Annotated in this window: 18 protein-coding genes; 11 read left to right on the forward strand and 7 right to left on the reverse strand. The window is 60.5% G+C overall.

What is annotated here, in order from left to right:
- Positions 1 to 28: 28 nt before the first annotated feature.
- On the forward strand, positions 29 to 490 hold the full coding sequence (locus I8E17_RS11415; RefSeq protein WP_069612791.1) for a cupin domain-containing protein: 462 nt from the start codon (positions 29 to 31) through the stop codon (positions 488 to 490).
- Here I8E17_RS11415 and I8E17_RS11420 read toward each other — a convergent pair.
- A complete protein-coding gene (locus I8E17_RS11420) occupies positions 487 to 1,005 on the reverse strand; it encodes a GNAT family N-acetyltransferase (RefSeq protein WP_069612792.1) in 519 nt (172 codons plus the stop codon). The two genes, I8E17_RS11415 and I8E17_RS11420, sit on opposite strands and share 4 nt — an antisense overlap.
- Positions 1,006 to 1,025: 20 nt before the next feature.
- Positions 1,026 to 2,021, reverse strand: a complete 996-nt coding sequence (locus I8E17_RS11425) for a LysR family transcriptional regulator (protein WP_069612793.1) — start codon at positions 2,019 to 2,021, stop codon at positions 1,026 to 1,028.
- Positions 2,022 to 2,142: 121 nt separating this feature from the next.
- Between I8E17_RS11425 and I8E17_RS11430 the strand changes: the two genes are divergently transcribed.
- Positions 2,143 to 3,543 carry an MFS transporter gene (locus I8E17_RS11430; RefSeq protein WP_069612794.1) on the forward strand — a complete coding sequence of 467 codons (1,401 nt, stop codon included), beginning with the start codon at positions 2,143 to 2,145 and terminating at the stop codon, positions 3,541 to 3,543.
- Between the two features lie 32 nt (positions 3,544 to 3,575).
- On the opposite strand, the gene I8E17_RS11435 is transcribed toward I8E17_RS11430, so the two are convergent.
- Together I8E17_RS11435 and I8E17_RS11440 are read right to left on the reverse strand one after the other, a co-directional pair.
- Positions 3,576 to 4,856, reverse strand: coding sequence for an RNA polymerase sigma factor (locus I8E17_RS11435; protein ID WP_069612870.1), 1,281 nt, complete (start codon positions 4,854 to 4,856; stop codon positions 3,576 to 3,578).
- A 31-nt stretch (positions 4,857 to 4,887) separates the two neighbouring features.
- Positions 4,888 to 5,280: a YciI family protein gene (locus tag I8E17_RS11440; RefSeq protein ID WP_069612795.1), complete on the reverse strand. Its 393-nt coding sequence runs from the start codon at positions 5,278 to 5,280 to the stop codon at positions 4,888 to 4,890.
- On the opposite strand from I8E17_RS11440, the gene I8E17_RS11445 reads away from it, so the two are divergent.
- From I8E17_RS11445 to I8E17_RS11455, 3 genes are all read left to right on the forward strand, one after another.
- Positions 5,270 to 5,467, forward strand: coding sequence for a hypothetical protein (locus I8E17_RS11445; RefSeq protein WP_141720051.1), 198 nt, complete (start codon positions 5,270 to 5,272; stop codon positions 5,465 to 5,467). The two genes, I8E17_RS11440 and I8E17_RS11445, sit on opposite strands and share 11 nt — an antisense overlap.
- Positions 5,468 to 5,639: 172 nt before the next feature.
- Positions 5,640 to 6,017 carry a VOC family protein gene (locus I8E17_RS11450; RefSeq protein WP_069612797.1) on the forward strand — a complete coding sequence of 126 codons (378 nt, stop codon included), beginning with the start codon at positions 5,640 to 5,642 and terminating at the stop codon, positions 6,015 to 6,017.
- Positions 6,018 to 6,226: 209 nt separating this feature from the next.
- Positions 6,227 to 6,994, forward strand: a complete 768-nt coding sequence (locus tag I8E17_RS11455; RefSeq protein ID WP_069612798.1) for a phosphatase PAP2 family protein — start codon at positions 6,227 to 6,229, stop codon at positions 6,992 to 6,994.
- An 11-nt stretch (positions 6,995 to 7,005) separates the two neighbouring features.
- Here I8E17_RS11455 and I8E17_RS11460 read toward each other — a convergent pair whose 3' ends face one another.
- Positions 7,006 to 7,392, reverse strand: coding sequence for a response regulator (locus I8E17_RS11460; RefSeq protein ID WP_069612871.1), 387 nt, complete (start codon positions 7,390 to 7,392; stop codon positions 7,006 to 7,008).
- Between the two features lie 357 nt (positions 7,393 to 7,749).
- Here I8E17_RS11460 and I8E17_RS11465 point away from each other — a divergent pair, with 357 nt between their 5' ends.
- Positions 7,750 to 9,303 carry a phosphoethanolamine--lipid A transferase gene (locus tag I8E17_RS11465; protein WP_229002020.1) on the forward strand — a complete coding sequence of 518 codons (1,554 nt, stop codon included), beginning with the start codon at positions 7,750 to 7,752 and terminating at the stop codon, positions 9,301 to 9,303.
- Between the two features lie 57 nt (positions 9,304 to 9,360).
- Here the strand turns inward: I8E17_RS11465 and I8E17_RS11470 are convergent, their stop codons facing one another.
- Positions 9,361 to 9,738 (reverse strand): cupin domain-containing protein, encoded by a 378-nt coding sequence (locus tag I8E17_RS11470; RefSeq protein ID WP_069612800.1) that lies wholly within the window; start codon positions 9,736 to 9,738, stop codon positions 9,361 to 9,363.
- 214 nt (positions 9,739 to 9,952) lie between these two features.
- On the opposite strand from I8E17_RS11470, the gene I8E17_RS11475 reads away from it, so the two are divergent.
- The 5 genes from I8E17_RS11475 (at position 9,953) to I8E17_RS11495 (ending at position 13,823) form a co-directional block, all read left to right on the forward strand.
- Positions 9,953 to 10,990, forward strand: coding sequence for an LLM class flavin-dependent oxidoreductase (locus tag I8E17_RS11475; RefSeq protein WP_069612801.1), 1,038 nt, complete (start codon positions 9,953 to 9,955; stop codon positions 10,988 to 10,990).
- A gap of 149 nt (positions 10,991 to 11,139) precedes the next feature.
- Complete coding sequence (locus I8E17_RS11480) at positions 11,140 to 12,039, forward strand: MurR/RpiR family transcriptional regulator (RefSeq protein WP_069612802.1); 900 nt, start codon at positions 11,140 to 11,142, stop codon at positions 12,037 to 12,039.
- 121 nt (positions 12,040 to 12,160) lie between these two features.
- The gene (locus tag I8E17_RS11485; protein WP_069612803.1) at positions 12,161 to 12,907 is read left to right on the forward strand and encodes a COG4280 domain-containing protein; all 747 of its coding nucleotides are present in this window, start codon (positions 12,161 to 12,163) and stop codon (positions 12,905 to 12,907) included.
- Positions 12,904 to 13,110 carry a hypothetical protein gene (locus I8E17_RS11490; RefSeq protein WP_069612804.1) on the forward strand — a complete coding sequence of 69 codons (207 nt, stop codon included), beginning with the start codon at positions 12,904 to 12,906 and terminating at the stop codon, positions 13,108 to 13,110. Before I8E17_RS11485 ends, I8E17_RS11490 begins: the two co-directional genes overlap by 4 nt.
- 131 nt (positions 13,111 to 13,241) lie before the next feature.
- Positions 13,242 to 13,823 (forward strand): histidine phosphatase family protein, encoded by a 582-nt coding sequence (locus I8E17_RS11495; RefSeq protein WP_069612805.1) that lies wholly within the window; start codon positions 13,242 to 13,244, stop codon positions 13,821 to 13,823.
- An 88-nt stretch (positions 13,824 to 13,911) separates the two neighbouring features.
- On the opposite strand, the gene I8E17_RS11500 is transcribed toward I8E17_RS11495, so the two are convergent.
- Positions 13,912 to 14,847: a phytanoyl-CoA dioxygenase family protein gene (locus tag I8E17_RS11500; protein WP_069612806.1), complete on the reverse strand. Its 936-nt coding sequence runs from the start codon at positions 14,845 to 14,847 to the stop codon at positions 13,912 to 13,914.
- Between the last annotated feature and the right edge of the window lie 128 nt (positions 14,848 to 14,975).

Here is a 14,975-nt window from a genome sequence, read left to right on the forward strand (position 1 = left end):
CCCTTGGCAAATCGCAGGCAGGATCATCATGCCGAAGATCGATGTTGCAGCCGTGCCGGAAATCAAGGGCACGCGCTATCCCGCTCCTTTCAATGATCACTCCACCGAGCGCGTCAGGCAGCGACTGGGCGATGCCGGCGGCCTCAGGGATTTCGGCGTCAACCTGATGCGGCTGCCGCCAGGCAACTGGTCGAGCCAGCGGCATTGGCATTCGGAAGAGGATGAATTCGTCTATGTGCTGGAAGGCGAGCTGACGCTGATCGAGGATGATGGCGAGACGGTGCTGCGCGCCGGCGATTGCGCGGCCTTCCCGAAGGGCTCCGGCAACGGCCATCATATGATCAACAAATCGAATAGCACGGCCATCTATCTCGAGGCCGGCACGCGCTCACCGACCGATCTCATCACCTGCTCGGACGTCGACATGATGAGCTCCAGCACGGACGGCCGTTTCGTGCATAAGGATGCAATGCCCTATCCGGACGGCTAGTCCTGTTCGCCGGCGCTCGCCACGGGCAGCTTGAAGGACAGGAGATGAGTCGGTGCGCCATGCAGCGTGACCTCCCGCTCGAAGCCGAAACCGCATTTTTCCAGGACGCGCCGGGAGGCAACATTGACGGGCCGCACCAGCCCGATAACGCGTGTCGCCCGCAGATCATGCCGGGCGAAGGCCAATGCCTCCGTCACCAATTCCGTTGCGTAGCCGCTTCCCCAATAATCGGGGTGCAGGTGATAGGAGAGATTGAGCCCCTCGAATTCCGTAGAGACGGTAACGCCGCCAAAGCCGATCAGCCGCCCTTCCGTTTCGATCGCCCAGCGCCCGAAGCCGTTCACGCGCCAGTGCGCCTGATCCCGAGCGAGCCGCCGGGCACTTTCCGCAGGCGAATCCGGCGTTGGATCGGGCCGATGGGCGACCAGCTCCGGCCGCGCAAACAAAGCCGTGACGAAGTCGAGATCGCGCTCTTCCGGCATCCGCAGGGAAAGGCGAGAGGTGTGCCGGATCATGGTGCCTTCCGCTCGAAGGGTCAAACAGCTTCTGCGAGTTCAGGCGGATCGTAGCAGCAGGCATCCGTGGAAACACCCATGCGGCACCCGCTGGCCTCGAGCGCTTCCTTAACGACCTCGACAAAAAGGCGGCGGAACCATACCGAACGGCTATCGGCCTGATCGACGCGGCGATAAAGCATCGTCACCGGATCGGCCGGCAGCTCGAAAGGCGGCTCTGAAATCGTCAGGTCGTGCAATTGCGCCATGCAGCGGGCAATGGCTTCGGGAACCGTCGCAATGGCTGGGATGGCCCGGAGTGTCGACGGCAGTGCGGAAAAGCGGGGGACCGTCGCGACGACCTGCCGGCGATGGCCCAGGCGCGCGAGAGCGACGTCGACGCCGGTAGATGTCGCGCCTTCCAGCGAAACGGTCACATGCGGCGCGTTGGCGAAGTGCTCCAGGCTCAGCGGCGCCGCACATTTGAGATGCCGGCCATCATAGATGCAGAGCGAAGCCTGCTCGAACAGCGGCGCGCGTACATGCCAGGAGGCCGGCTCGTCATGCACCGAGATGCTGAAGTCAAAGGCGCCCTCGTCCAGCAGGCGCACAGCGTCGCGCCGGTCGAACGCCACGCTGGTCAGTCGCGCATTCGGCGCAAGCCGGCGCAACCGCGCCACCAGCGGTCCGAAGAAGGAGGATTCGAGATTGTCGCAAAGCCCGATGCGGAACTCGCCATGCCAGTTTTCGGGATCGAAGGCTGCCGGCGGACGAATGGCGCGTTCGATGCCGGAGAGCGCATCCTCGATCGCCGGCGCAATCGCCAGCGCCCGCGGCGTGGGCTGTAAGCCACGCCCTACGCGCACGAACAATTCATCGTCCAGCGTCTCGCGCAGGCGGCGCAGCGCGGCAGAAAGACCAGGCTGACCGAGCAGCAACCGCTCGGCCGCGCGGCTCACATTCCGCTCCTGCATCAGCACGGAGAAGGCGAGCAGCAGATTGAGATCGATCTTTCGAAGCGTCGCATCATTCATCATTATGAGTAATACCTGACATGGTTACTATCAATTTGCAATAGGGTTTGAAGATGTACATTTTCTCGTTCCCTGCCGTTTTCAACCTCCCAAAAAGGCGGCAGCACAGAAAGGAACGATCCCGATGACTTCTTCCCAAACCCGGAGCGGGGCGGGATTGGCGTTGCTGCTGCTATGCGCCGCCAATTTCCTCGACGCCATGGACGTCTCCACCATCGGCGTGGCCCTGCCCGCAATCCAGAAAGAGCTCGGCATGCAGGCGACCTCGCTGCAATGGGCCGTCAGCGCCTATGTGCTCGGCTATGGTGGTTTCCTGCTGCTCGGCGGCCGTGTTGCCGATCTCTTCGGCCACCGTCGCGTCTTCCTCTGGTCGCTCGGCATCTTCGCCGCCGCCAGCATTGCCGGCGGCTTCGTCGACAGCGCGCCGACGCTCATCGCCGCCCGCCTGATCAAGGGCATTGCGGCCGCTTTCACCGCACCGGCAGCACTGGCCCTTCTTCTCTTCGTCTTCGGAGACGGCAATGCCCGTGCCAAGGCGCTCGGCGTCTTCTCCTCCACCGGTGCTGCCGGCTTCGTGCTCGGCATGGTGCTGGGTGGAGCGGCAACCCTCATCAGCTGGCGCGCGACCCTCGTCATGGGTGCTCCCATCGCCATCCTGGCGCTGATCGTCGCCCCGCTCGTCCTGCCAGCCGACCACAAGCGCAGCGACGCGCGCGCCCGCTTCGACTGGGCCGGCGCCCTGACGATCACCCCCGGGCTGCTGCTCTTCGTCTTCGGCGTCACCAATGCCGCCGCCGATGGCTGGCAGGCCTTCGCGACCTGGGGCTCGCTCCTTGCCGCATTGATCCTGATCCTGCTGTTCCTGGCCGTGGAGTCGCGCCATCATGATCCGATGGTGCCGCTTGCCATGTTCCGCCGCACCAAGCTCAGCCATGCCAATGCCGTCGCCGCGCTGTACCAGGGAGCCTATGTCGGCTTCCAGTTCATTGCGACGCTCTATTACCAGACCGTCGTCGGCTGGTCGGCCTTCGCCACCGGCTTCGCTTTCGCCATCGGCGGCACTTGCGTGATGTTCCTGGCACCGCGCTTTGCAACGATAGGCCAGAACCGCGGCACGACCTTGCTGATGACCTTCGGCGTGGGATTGCAGGCTATCAGCTATCTCTTCTGGGTGCTGTCGGCAGGGCATATCGATACGATGGTACTCGTCGCCATTTCGCAGCTCCTGCTCGGCGTCGGCTACGCCATGACCTATCCGTCGATCCAGGTTGCAGCCCTCTCGGACGTCGGCGACGATGAATCCGGCCTGGCTTCGGGCATGCTGTTTGCCTCCTTCCAGATCGGCGGCGGCATCATTTTGGCGGCGGCGTCAGCCGTCTTCAGTGCGGCTCCGAGCTTCGGCTGGAACCCCTATATCGCCGGCATCGGTTTCGTGACGATCCTCGCTGCCGCCATAACGCTGCTCGCCGCCGTCGGCCCGCGCTCATCCGCGGCAAGGGCCACGAATTATCAGGCTGCAGAATAGTTCAAAGCAAGATGACCCGCCTCTCCGGCGGGTCAATCCTTCCCTGTGTCGGCGGCGTCGGCGGCTTCGGCAGCACGGCGCATCAGGAAATCACGCTCTCTCCGATTTTCAGCAAGTGCGGCCGCCGTCTCAAAGGCTTGCCGCGCTTCATCGCATCGGCCAAGCTTGCGGAGAAGATCGCCGCGAACGCTCGGCAGAAGATGATAGTCCTTCAGCGCGGGCTCATCGCGGAGACCGTCGATGATGTCTAACGCCACCTCGGGACCCTTGTCCATGCCGACAGCGACAGCGCGATTGAGTTCGACGATCGGGGAAGGAACAAGCTTGGCAAGTTCCTCATAGAGATCGGCAATCCGCCTCCAGTCGGTTTCATCAGCTGTCCTCGCTTTCGCGTGACAGGCGACGATCGCGGCTTGCAAGGCATAAACCCCGCCGGCGCCGCCAAGTTCCTGTACCCGTCGCAAGGCCTGCAGACCCCGCCGGATCTGCAGTCGATCCCAGCGGCCGCGATTTTGATCGAGCAGCAAAATCGGATTGCCGTCGGCATCCGTCCTGGCCGCGGCGCGAGATCCGTTCAGCTCCATCAGGGCCAGCAATGCATGTGCCTCCGGCTCCTGCGGTGCCACGGACGTCAATATTCGCCCGAGCCGCAGCGCTTCGCTGCACAATTGCAGCCGCATCCAATTCTCGCCGCGCGCGGCCGTATATCCCTCGTTGAAGATCAGATAAACCACCTCCAGCACCGAGGCGAGGCGCTGCGACAGCTCCTCACCGTGTGGCGTTTCATAGGAAAGTCCCGATTCCGACAATGTCTTCTTGGCGCGGACGATGCGCTGCGCGATCGTTGCCTCCGACGCGAGAAACGCCCTGGCGATTTCCTCGGTCGTCAGACCGCAGATCATCCGCAAGGCAAGCGCCACCCGCGCCTCGCGCGGGATCAGCGGATGGCATGCCGTGAAGATCAAGCGCAGCATTTCATCGCCGATGTCGTCATCGAGAGGGGTGTCTAGGTCGGGCATGATCTGCTCTTCCTCCTCCATCTCTCGAACGATCATCTCGTGCTTCTGGTCTAGCATTCGCCGGCGACGCAAATGGTCCAGCGCCCGACGCCTCGCAGTGGTCATAAGCCAAGCGCCCGGCCGCTCGGGGATGCCCGTTTCCGGCCATCGCTCCAAGGCGACAACAAGCGCTTCCTGTGTCAGATCCTCAGCCAGCGGCACGTCGCGCAACAATCGCGCCAAGCTGGTGATGAGTCGCGGTTGTTCGATCCGCCAGACGGCAAGGATCGCTCGGTGGGTGCCGGCGGCTGTCAAGGCCGCCCGCCCCGGCCACGAATCGAAAGCATCATGCCCTTGCTTCGGCGAGCGGGTCGCATACACCTTCGGCATTTGGCTCGAAGTAAGCACGCACCTCACATGTGCCTTCCCAACCGGGCATAAAATCCTTGTGCAATTGCATGAACTCGACTGCCAGTGCCACGGCCTCCTCCTTGCTCTGCAGTTCGAAGATGGCATAACCGCCGACGACCTCCTTGGCCTCCACGAAGGGACCGTCGACGACACTCAGCTTGCGATCCTTGATCGTGACGCGGGCGCCCGTCGCAAGGGGCATCAGTCCCGCCGTATCGATCATGCGGCCGGCCTTGATTTCCCGATCGGCGAGCTTGTGCATGGCCTCGGCAAGCTCCGGCGTCGGATGCATGAAATCGGTGGATGTGACGATAGACATGAAACGCATGGAAATGTTCTCCGGAAGCGAGGTGCTGGCACCATTGCCGCTCAATAAACTCGCTCATATTGACGACGAAGCTGCTCTCCGGAAATCGACAGTCGTTTTGAAAAATTCGCATCGCGGCCGAGCATCGAAAAATCCCGCTCTCAATCCGCTGATCTCACCGGGAGCGGCATCCTTCGACCATTTATAGACGAAACACCCGGGGCAAGCGACCAGACGGCCCATCGCTTCGTTTTGTTGACTTCCCATGACCGTTGCAAGATGGTGAGACGAATTCGACCTGCGGACTTTCGAAAGCCGGCGCTTCTCCATGGCGTACCTTCCGCAAAGCTCTGCAGACAACACGGCAGGAGCTCGTTTTCATGTTCGACCATATTTCGATCGGCGTCAAAGACCTGGCGCGGGCGCAGAAATTTTATGACGCAGCCCTTTCTCCCCTTGGCTACGAGCGCGTCAGCAACTTCGATGGCACAGTTGGATATGGGGCGGAGCGTGCCCAGTTCTGGGTCAGTGAGGTGGAACATCCCGTTCCCGCCGATCGCGGTTCCGGACTGCATTTCTGTTTCGTGGCGCCAAGCCAGGCAGCTGTCGACGCCTTTCATGCCGCCGGCATCGCCAATGGCGGCGAAGACAACGGCAAGCCGGGCATCCGGCCCGACTACAGCCAGTTCTACTATGCCGCCTTCGTCATTGATCCCGACGGTTACCGGCTGGAAGCCTATTTCAAGACCGGCGAATAAGTAACCGCACACAATAGAGAAAGGCACCGTCAACCGCCGCAGTCGCTTTAGCGGGCTAGCAAGCCCCAAGGGACTTTCTTAACTGTTTGATCTTTCAGGTTACTGTCAGGCTTCTGTCATAAAAGACGCCCGATAGTGGCCTTTGGGCGTTTGCACAACGCGAACGGGCACTTGTTTTGAACCTGTTCAGACAGTGGCCAGCGTCTACGATGTACGACAACTCCATTGCTTACACAAAACGGACCGCTGCTGTCAGCAGATCCTTTTTTGCGTTTCTCGCGCTCTTCGCGCTCTGGTGGGTGCTGCTGTTCGTCTTCTATCGATTTCCCGATATCGATCTCGTCGTCGCGAAGAGTGTCTTCACTGCTACGCCCTGCGCATCCGCCGTCATTCCGGGTGAAGTCTGCGGCGCCTTTGCCCTGGCCAAGAACCGTATCTTCGAGATCGTGCGAGATGTGACGCTCGCCCTGCCCTATATCGCCGTCGTCGTCCTGATTGCCAACCTGATTTCGTCCTGGCGCAAATTCGGCGCAGGCTGGCGGACGCTGAAAACGGATCGGTATATCGCTGCACTGATATCGCTTGTCATCGGCTGCGGCCTCATCGTCAACACGCTGCTCAAGAGCTACAGCGGCAGGCCGAGACCGCGCAGCACGGATCTCTTCGGCGGCTCGCTGGATTTCGTCCAGGCAGGCTCGTTTGCCGGCCGGTGTCTTGGAAATTGCTCTTTCGTCTCCGGCGAGGCGTCGTCTGCCGGCTGGCTGCTTTGCCTCGTCTTGCTGCTGCCGCCGCGCCTGCGTTTTCCGCTCGGCATTCCCCTGGCTGCCGTCTCGATCATGATGCCGATCATGCGCGTGATGACCGGAGCACACTATCTGTCCGACGCGGTCCTGGGCTGGCTCTTGTCCCTGGTGGTCTTTGCCGCAACCATCGCTATAATCGATCTCCTGCGGTCGGAAAACACAGCCCGGCCCTGAAAGCCGCCGGGTCAACCAGCGTTGCGTATGCGGATCAAGCGGCGGCGCCTTGCCGCCTTACGCACGCGAACTGCCATCTCGCTTAGCGCAAAAGGCTTCACGAGATAGTCGACGGCACCGATATTCATGGCCGTCATCTGGTCCGACAGTTGATCATAGGCCGACATGACAATGACTGGGGTCGTTTCCCCGCGCGCTTCCATGAGCTTGAGCAGATCGAGACCGCTGCCATCGGGCAAGCGAAGATCAAGCAGCATCACGTCGTGGGCTTCGGCCGCGACGGCCCCCCTGGCGGATTCCAAATCCATGGACCAATCGACCGACCACCCCTCCGCACGCAGATGATCCTGTACGGCATTGCCTATGAGTACATTGTCTTCGACCAACAGAAGCCGCACGATTGCATCCCCAGTTGCAATCAAGCAGCTATGATGCCTATTTCTGACGGCGACCTGAACTCCGGATATGAAGCCGGCAAAAAAGACGACAATCGGAATCAGGCCCGAAATAGCCCTGCACAAAAGCTTGTCATTCAGGTAAATGTCAGGATTGGCAACCATGGTGGCCGGCTTCAACAGCCAAAGCGCCATCCTGCAGTGATGGGTTTACAGGCGCCCAGCCGATAGCCCACGCCTCGGAGACAACCATTGACCAGCGAAAACGCATCATCTGGCCGACACATATTCAGGCCAGCAGTCGGCAGTGTCACACTGTGCCTTATAGCCACGCTTTATGTACTTCTCGTGACAAACAAGATGTTCTGGACAAAGTCCTATGGCTATTTTGTCGCTGACCCGGCCGCTTTTGCCGCCTTCGTCATCGGTATTTCCGCGGCCATCATGGCGCTCTTCACGCTCTTCTCCGCCAAATACGTCACGAAGCCGGTCCTGATCTTCTTCATTCTGGTGGCATCCGTATCGTCCTGGTTCAACGACCAGTTCGGCGTCATCATCGACAAGGAGATGATCCGCAATGCGGCTGTTTCGACAGGCGCGGAAAGCGGCCATCTGATCACGACGCGCTTCATCACCTATGTTATGCTGACAGGCGTCGTGCCGTCGCTTTTCGTCGCATGGGTCCGGATCGTCCATCGCCCGATCTTCAAGAAACTCGCCTACAATACCGCCGTCATCCTCGCCTGCTCGGCGATCTTCGTCATTGCCGGGACGACCTTCTATAAGACTTATGCTGGCGTCGGCCGCGCTCATCGCGACCTGATGGATACCCTCAATCCGGTGATGCCGATCACAAGCGCGGTGCGTTACGTCATAGATACGCAAAGAAACGCAAACGTCGTCGCACAGCCATTGGGCACGGACGCCCATAGGGTCGGCGTCGTCGACAAGGGCAAGCCGCGCGTCACGATCATCGTTGCCGGAGAGACGGCCCGCGCACAGAATTTTTCGCTGGGCGGCTATGCCAAGATGACCAATCCGGAACTGGCAAAACGCAACGTCGTCTATTTCCCGAATACAAGCAGCTGCGGAACGGCAACGGCGACCTCCATACCCTGCCTGTTCTCTGTCTATACGCGCGGGCAGTATACCCATCGCAAGGGGCTGGAAACGGAAAACCTGCTTGATGTCCTGACCCATGCCAAGGTCGATGTGACCTGGCTGGATAATGACACCGGCAGCTACAACGTCACCGATCGCGTCTCCTATACCTACCTGCCACCCTCTGCCGATCCGCGTTTCTGCAAGGACGGCGAATGCAAGGATGAGATCCTTATCGACAAAGTCGACCGCTGGCTGGACAAGGTGAAGGGCGACAGCGTGCTGGTGCTGCACCAGCTCGGCAGTCACGGCCCCGCCTACTATCAGCGCTACCCTGAAGAATTCCGTCGTTTCCGGCCGGATTGCCGCTCCAACGACTTCAGCTCCTGCTCACAGGAGGAAATCACCAATGCCTATGACAATACGATCCTCTACACGGATCACATCGTCGCCATGGTGATCGACAAGCTGAAGCAACGTTCGAACTCGATGTCCGGCTCCGTGCTCTATTTCTCCGATCACGGCGAGTCGCTCGGCGAAAACGGCATCTACCTGCACGGCACGCCCTATATCATCGCTCCTTCACAGCAGACGCATGTGCCGATGCTGGTGTGGATGGCCGACGATCTCGCCAAGGCCGCCGGTTTCGATATGGTCTGCCTCGCCAAGCACGCCGCCGAGGGCACCTACTCTCACGACAACATCTTCCACAGCGTTCTCGGCATGATGGACGTCTCGACGAAGGTCTATGATCCGAAGCTGGATGTTTTCGCGGCTTGCCGCACGCCGTCGAACAAGCTGGCGCTCAACTGATGGACTGGTCAATGTCCGGCAGCCCTTTTTGACGGGCCGCCGGACCATCGGGATCGTTTAAAGATGCTTGAGCGCGCGGATCGTCCGCTCGTTTTCGACATTGCCGGTATTGAGCGTCGTATTGCGCTCGAACAGCACGACTTCGCAGGTGGGCTCGGCGACCGGACAATGCTCCACCCCATGCGGCACGACGATGTATTCGCCAGGGCCAAGGACGATATCGCCGCCGTTTTCCTCGCGCAGCTTCATGCGCAGTGTGCCTTTGACGACTAGGAAGAGCTCGTCCTCTTCCTCATGATGGTGCCAATGGAATGCGCCTTCCAGCTTGGTGAGCTTGACCTGGAAATCGTTGATATCGCCGCCGATGCGCGGACTCCATGTCTCATCGAAGGCTGCAAAGGCTTTGGTAAGGTTCACCTTTTTCAGTGCGACCATATGTTTCCTCCTTGATCCAACAGCGCTCAGGTCGAAGCTAATATTGGCGTGACTGCCACCGATCGCAACGCCGGCATTGCCGAATATCGTCGATTGCTGTCGGCTTATCGAATTCTTCGAAGATGTCAGCCGAAACTTTCCGGGTAGTGGATGGTCGGGAGCGGCACTACATGCTGTCTCAACATTATCATTTCGACACATGACAGGAAAAATCATGACGACAAACAATGTCGAATTCGGCCTGGACACTTTCGGCGACGTGACCTTCGACGACAAGGGCACGCCACTGCCGCATGCCCAGGTGCTGCGCAATGTCGTCGAGGAAGGCATCCTTGCCGATCAGCTCGGCATCGACTTCTTCGGCATTGGCGAGCATCACCGCGAGGATTTTGCGGTCTCCTCGCCCGAAACGATCCTGGCCGCCATCGCCAGCCGTACATCGAAAATCCATCTGGGATCCGCCGTGACGGTGCTAAGCTCGGACGATCCGATCCGCGTGTTCCAGCGCTTCTCCAGCCTGAACGCGGTTTCGAACGGCCGCGCCGAGGTCATTCTCGGCCGCGGCTCGTTTACGGAGTCCTTCCCGCTGTTCGGCTTCGAGCTGTCGCAATACGAGCAGCTTTTCGAGGAAAAGCTGGATCTGTTCGCGGCTCTCCTTAAAAACGAGCCGGTAAACTGGCAGGGCAGCATCCGCCCGCCGCTGCGCAACCAGAAGGTCTTCCCGACCATCGAGAGCGGCCAGCTGAAGACCTGGATTGGCGTCGGCGGCAGCCCGGAATCGGTGGTGCGCGCCGCTCACTACGATCTGCCGCTGATGCTGGCGATCATCGGTGGCAGCCCCTATCGCTTCCAGCCCTATGTCGACCTCTATCACCGCGCCTACGAGCAGCTCGGCAAACCCGTCAAGCCGATCGGCATCCATTCACCCGGCTATGTCGCCGAGACGGACGAGCAGGCGCGCGAGGAGCTGTGGCCCTGCTTCAAGGCGATGCGCGACCGCATTGGCCGCGAGCGTGGCTGGCCGTCCATGACGCGCGCGGAATTCGACAATGAGATCGAAAAGGGCTCGCTCTATGTCGGTTCGCCGGAAACGGTCGCCGCCAAGCTCGCCCCGGTCGTCAAGACGCTCGGCATCAGCCGCTTCCAGCTGAAATACAGCGCCGGCGCGCTCGGCCATGACAAGATGCTGCGTTGTATCGAACTCTACGGCCAAAAGGTGATCCCGGCGGTGCGCGCGGCCTTGGCGGAATAGTCGTAGCCTGCTCTCCGCGCTTGCCTTTCAACGCGATCAAAAAGGGCGCTTTGCAACGGTGCGAAGCGCCCTTTGTTTTGCGCTGTCATTCTGTTGCAGTAAATGCTACAGATAATCTAATTGGTAGCATTCACTACAAAAGACATTCGATGGCAGAAGCGACACGGAAACCTCGCACTTTCGAAGACCGCGTTCTCGATGTGATGGAAACGCTGGCACCGGCCGAGCAACGCATCGCCCGTTTCTTCGTCGATCAGAAGCAGGCCGCACTGTTGAATTCGGCCGCCCAAATCGCGCAGCTCGCCGGCACCAGCGACGCGACGGTCGTCCGCACCGCTCGCGCCCTCGGCTTCGAAAGCCTGTCGATGTTGCGGGCCGCCCTGCTTGAGGAGCTGACGGGAACGCCGTCACCCGGAATGCGGATGCAACGCACGCTGGCTGAAACCGGCAGCCAGGCGGGCGATGCGCTTCATCATGTCATCGGTATGCACGTGCAGGCTTTGGATGTTCTGCGACGCGAGGAATTTGCCGCAAGCTTCGAACGCTGTGTCGATATTCTTGCCAAGGCAGCCCGACGTCATGTCTTCGGCATCGGCCCGTCGGGCGCCATGGCGGATTATGCCAGCCTGCAGTTCAACCGCATCGGCCTGCCGACCAATGCGCTTTCGACGCCGGGCATCGCTTTGGCCGACCGCCTGCTCTGGATAAGCAAAGGCGATGTCGTGCTGATGATGGCCTATGCCCCGCTCTATCGTGAGGTCGAAGTGCTGCTGGAATACGCCGGCAAGCATGAGGTGCCGGTCATCCTGATCAGCGATGATCTCGGTTTACAGATTGCCGACAAGGTGACTGAAGTCCTGCTTGTGCCGCGCGGCAATGCCGGCCACCTCGCCATGCATGCCGGCACACTGGTGCTGATCGAATCTCTGATCGTGGCGCTAGCCGCGAAGGGTAAGGACGCCGCCATCGACAGTCTCGATCAGCTCAGCCAGCTGCGCGGTGCACTCGATAAATCATGGAGCAAACGCGGCACCAGGAAACGCAAGTGAATGGTAACCAGATCGCCAAGCCGGAGTGTCTCACGTGCGAGTTCATCCGGCACATGAGGAAGAGCAGTCCGGAAAATACCGTGTGCACTCAAAGCCCTAACCCAATTTTGGGAATCATCTCATGAACAGCCTCACACCTATTTTATCTACGGTGACGGCGTCGTTCCTCGGCTCATTCGTTGAAGTCGTCGAAGCCTTCACTATCGTCCTTGCCGTCGGCGTCACACGAAGCTGGCGTCCGGCGCTCACGGGTGCCGCGCTTGCGCTTGTCGTGCTGGCCGCTCTCGTTGTCATCTTCGGACCGCTGCTGGCGCTGATCCCGATCGAAACGCTGCAGTTCGTCGTCGGCGTTCTCCTCATCCTCTTCGGCATGCGCTGGCTGCGTAAGGCCATACTTCGCTCGCTCGGCGTCATCGCCCTGCACGACGAGGAGGCGGCCTTCTCGAAGGAGACGGCCGCGCTGCAGGCGCAGTCGACCGATCGCCGCGCCGATTATCTCGCCGGCCTTGCCGCCTTCAAGGCGGTGCTGCTGGAAGGCGTCGAAGTGGTCTTCATCGTCATCGCCGTCGGCGGCGCGCATGGCCTGACACTCTATGCCGGTCTCGGCGCGCTTGCCGCCTTCGTGCTAGTCATGCTCATCGGCCTGCTAGTGCATCGCCCGCTCGCCACCGTGCCGGAAAACACCCTCAAATTCGTCGTCGGCCTCATGCTGACGAGCTTTGGCATCTTCTGGACCGGTGAAGGCATTGGCGCGCATTGGCCGGGCGAGGATCTCGCCCTGATCGCCATCTTCGCGATCGTCTCGCTTGCCTCCTACGCCATCATCCGCGGCCTGCGCGGCAATCCAACAGCGAAGGCAGCCCAATGACCGTCCTGCGTATCGCCCTGTCCGAGCTTATCGGCATGTTCATCGATGACGGCAGCCTCGCCACGCTCTGCCTCATCCTCATTCTCGTGATTGCCGGAGCGGTGGAGTTTCTCGCCATGCCGCCGCTCGCAGGTGGGATTCTCCTACTGGTCGGCTGCCTCGCCATTCTGCTCTACAGCGTTCGCCGCGCCGTGAAACGATGAGATTCACAACCCTCTGCAAGAGCTTGGATTTGCAGAGGGTTGTCGGGTCAGCTGCCAATCCGCTTTAGCTCTCGACAGACGCTTTCGCAGATGCGAAGAATTTCGCACGGCAAATGCAAAGGAGAAACGGCATGAGCAGCGCCTATCCCGAAGTCTATCTGGTACGCCACGGACAGACGGAGTGGAGCCTCTCCGGCCGGCATACCGGCCGCACCGATATTCCCCTGACCGCTGCCGGAGAGGAAGCTGCCCGCAAGCTCGCCGCTCGCCTACCCCAGATCGATTTCGCCGCCGTCTGGTCCAGCCCGTCGCAGCGCGCGCAAAACACCTGCGCGCTGGCCGGCTTCGGTGATCGCCGCGTCGTCAAGGAGGATCTCGCGGAGTGGGATTACGGCGCCTATGAGGGCATCACCACCAAGGCGATCCTTGCCGAACGGCCCGGTTGGCAGGTCTTTCGCGACGGCTGCCCGGATGGCGAATCTGCCGCCGATGTGGGCGCGCGTGCCGACCGCATCATCGGCGAACTTCGCGGCATCGCCGGCTCCGTCCTGATCTTTTCCAGCGCCCATTTCCTGCGCGTCTTCGCCGCCCGCTGGGTCGGCCTGCCGCCGGAAGGCGGTGAGCATTTCATCCTCGACACCACAAGCATCAGCGTGCTTGGCTACGAGCATGATCTGACCGAGCCGGTCATTCGCCGCTGGAATGAGACCTGACGGCGGCGCAGGTCTCCGCACGTCTCCACAAACGCTTCGAGCGGCCCAAGGCCGCTCGATGTCTTTCAGAAAATCAGCCTTCCGCTGCTTACCAAGGCTTGAGGCCCAACAGCTTTTCACCGAGCGGCGTCAATTTGGCCGTCGTCGCATTGTGCTTTTCCCATTCGCGAGGATCGCCCGGAAAGGCGTCGCGCTTCGGGGAATCCAATTCCCTCCACAGGCGGATCCGTTCCTCGCGCTCGGCGATATTGTCATATTCCGCTGGATGCATGGAGATATATTGCGCCATGCGAACGCGGTTGTCCGAATGGTTGGGACGGACGCCATGTGCGAGCAGCGAGTTGAAGATCATCAGGTCGCCCGGCTCCATGTCGATATTGACGACCGGGAGACCCGTCATGTCGGGATGCATGGGATCGCGATCTGCCGGCTGCGTCTTTTCCCATTCTTCGAAATGCTCGAAGAGTTCCGGCACGCATTGGAATCCTCCCACGTCGCCATCCTGCTTCTTCAGGCTCAGAACACCCTGCACGCCGATTGGCAGCGGCCGGATCGAGGTATCGACATCCCAATGGATGAAGCCATTCGGATTGCCCTTCACCTTCTTCGGCGGATTGAGATTGGCGCGATCGATGGTGACCCACAGATCCTCGCGATCCCAAATATCGACGAAGACATCATAGATCCGCTTTTCCATACGGTTGTCCCAGAGGTACTGATGATTGTAGATCTCCAGCATGCCAGTATTGTTGAGTTCCTTCATCTTGTGCTCGCGCCGCTGCGGCGCATACCAGGTGGAGGGATCGTTCGGATCCTTCTCGTCAAAACGCCATAAAAGCTCGACAAGCCGCTCGACATTCGCAGCCGGCACAGCCTGCCGCACGATCACATAGCCTTTCGTGATCCAGTGCCGCCAATCGTCCTTCGACAGCACTCTGAGCGGCAATGTCTTCTGGATATCCTTCAATTGCGTGGTGACCGAGGATGCGGTCGGGTGCGCGTCTCGTTTCAAGGCAGGCTGCATCGGTTTCCTCCATATCGCTGGCCCCTTTGGTTTCGGGTGACAGGGAAGATGTAGCTTCAACCGGCGAGGCAATGTTGCCCGGCTCTGGCCAAATCTGATACTATTCTGGCTTATATCTCACTACGGAC

Origin of the sequence: Rhizobium sp. AB2/73 (genome assembly GCF_020871915.1) — a bacterium.
GTDB classification, from domain to species: domain Bacteria; phylum Pseudomonadota; class Alphaproteobacteria; order Rhizobiales; family Rhizobiaceae; genus Rhizobium; species Rhizobium dioscoreae.

Bases quoted from the DNA above. Each gene is read 5' to 3' on its own strand.
- I8E17_RS11415 (WP_069612791.1), top strand. From the start codon at position 29: ATGCCGAAGATCGATGTTGCAGCCGTGCCGGAAATCAAGGGCACGCGC.
- I8E17_RS11420 (WP_069612792.1), bottom strand. From the start codon at position 1,005: ATGATCCGGCACACCTCTCGCCTTTCCCTGCGGATGCCGGAAGAGCGC.
- I8E17_RS11425 (WP_069612793.1), bottom strand. From the start codon at position 2,021: ATGATGAATGATGCGACGCTTCGAAAGATCGATCTCAATCTGCTGCTC.
- I8E17_RS11430 (WP_069612794.1), top strand. From the start codon at position 2,143: ATGACTTCTTCCCAAACCCGGAGCGGGGCGGGATTGGCGTTGCTGCTG.
- I8E17_RS11445 (WP_141720051.1), top strand. From the start codon at position 5,270: ATGAAACGCATGGAAATGTTCTCCGGAAGCGAGGTGCTGGCACCATTG.
- I8E17_RS11440 (WP_069612795.1), bottom strand. From the start codon at position 5,280: ATGCGTTTCATGTCTATCGTCACATCCACCGATTTCATGCATCCGACG.
- I8E17_RS11450 (WP_069612797.1), top strand. From the start codon at position 5,640: ATGTTCGACCATATTTCGATCGGCGTCAAAGACCTGGCGCGGGCGCAG.
- I8E17_RS11455 (WP_069612798.1), top strand. From the start codon at position 6,227: ATGTACGACAACTCCATTGCTTACACAAAACGGACCGCTGCTGTCAGC.
- I8E17_RS11465 (WP_229002020.1), top strand. From the start codon at position 7,750: ATGTTCTGGACAAAGTCCTATGGCTATTTTGTCGCTGACCCGGCCGCT.
- I8E17_RS11470 (WP_069612800.1), bottom strand. From the start codon at position 9,738: ATGGTCGCACTGAAAAAGGTGAACCTTACCAAAGCCTTTGCAGCCTTC.
- I8E17_RS11475 (WP_069612801.1), top strand. From the start codon at position 9,953: ATGACGACAAACAATGTCGAATTCGGCCTGGACACTTTCGGCGACGTG.
- I8E17_RS11480 (WP_069612802.1), top strand. From the start codon at position 11,140: ATGGCAGAAGCGACACGGAAACCTCGCACTTTCGAAGACCGCGTTCTC.
- I8E17_RS11485 (WP_069612803.1), top strand. From the start codon at position 12,161: ATGAACAGCCTCACACCTATTTTATCTACGGTGACGGCGTCGTTCCTC.
- I8E17_RS11490 (WP_069612804.1), top strand. From the start codon at position 12,904: ATGACCGTCCTGCGTATCGCCCTGTCCGAGCTTATCGGCATGTTCATC.
- I8E17_RS11495 (WP_069612805.1), top strand. From the start codon at position 13,242: ATGAGCAGCGCCTATCCCGAAGTCTATCTGGTACGCCACGGACAGACG.
- I8E17_RS11500 (WP_069612806.1), bottom strand. From the start codon at position 14,847: ATGCAGCCTGCCTTGAAACGAGACGCGCACCCGACCGCATCCTCGGTC.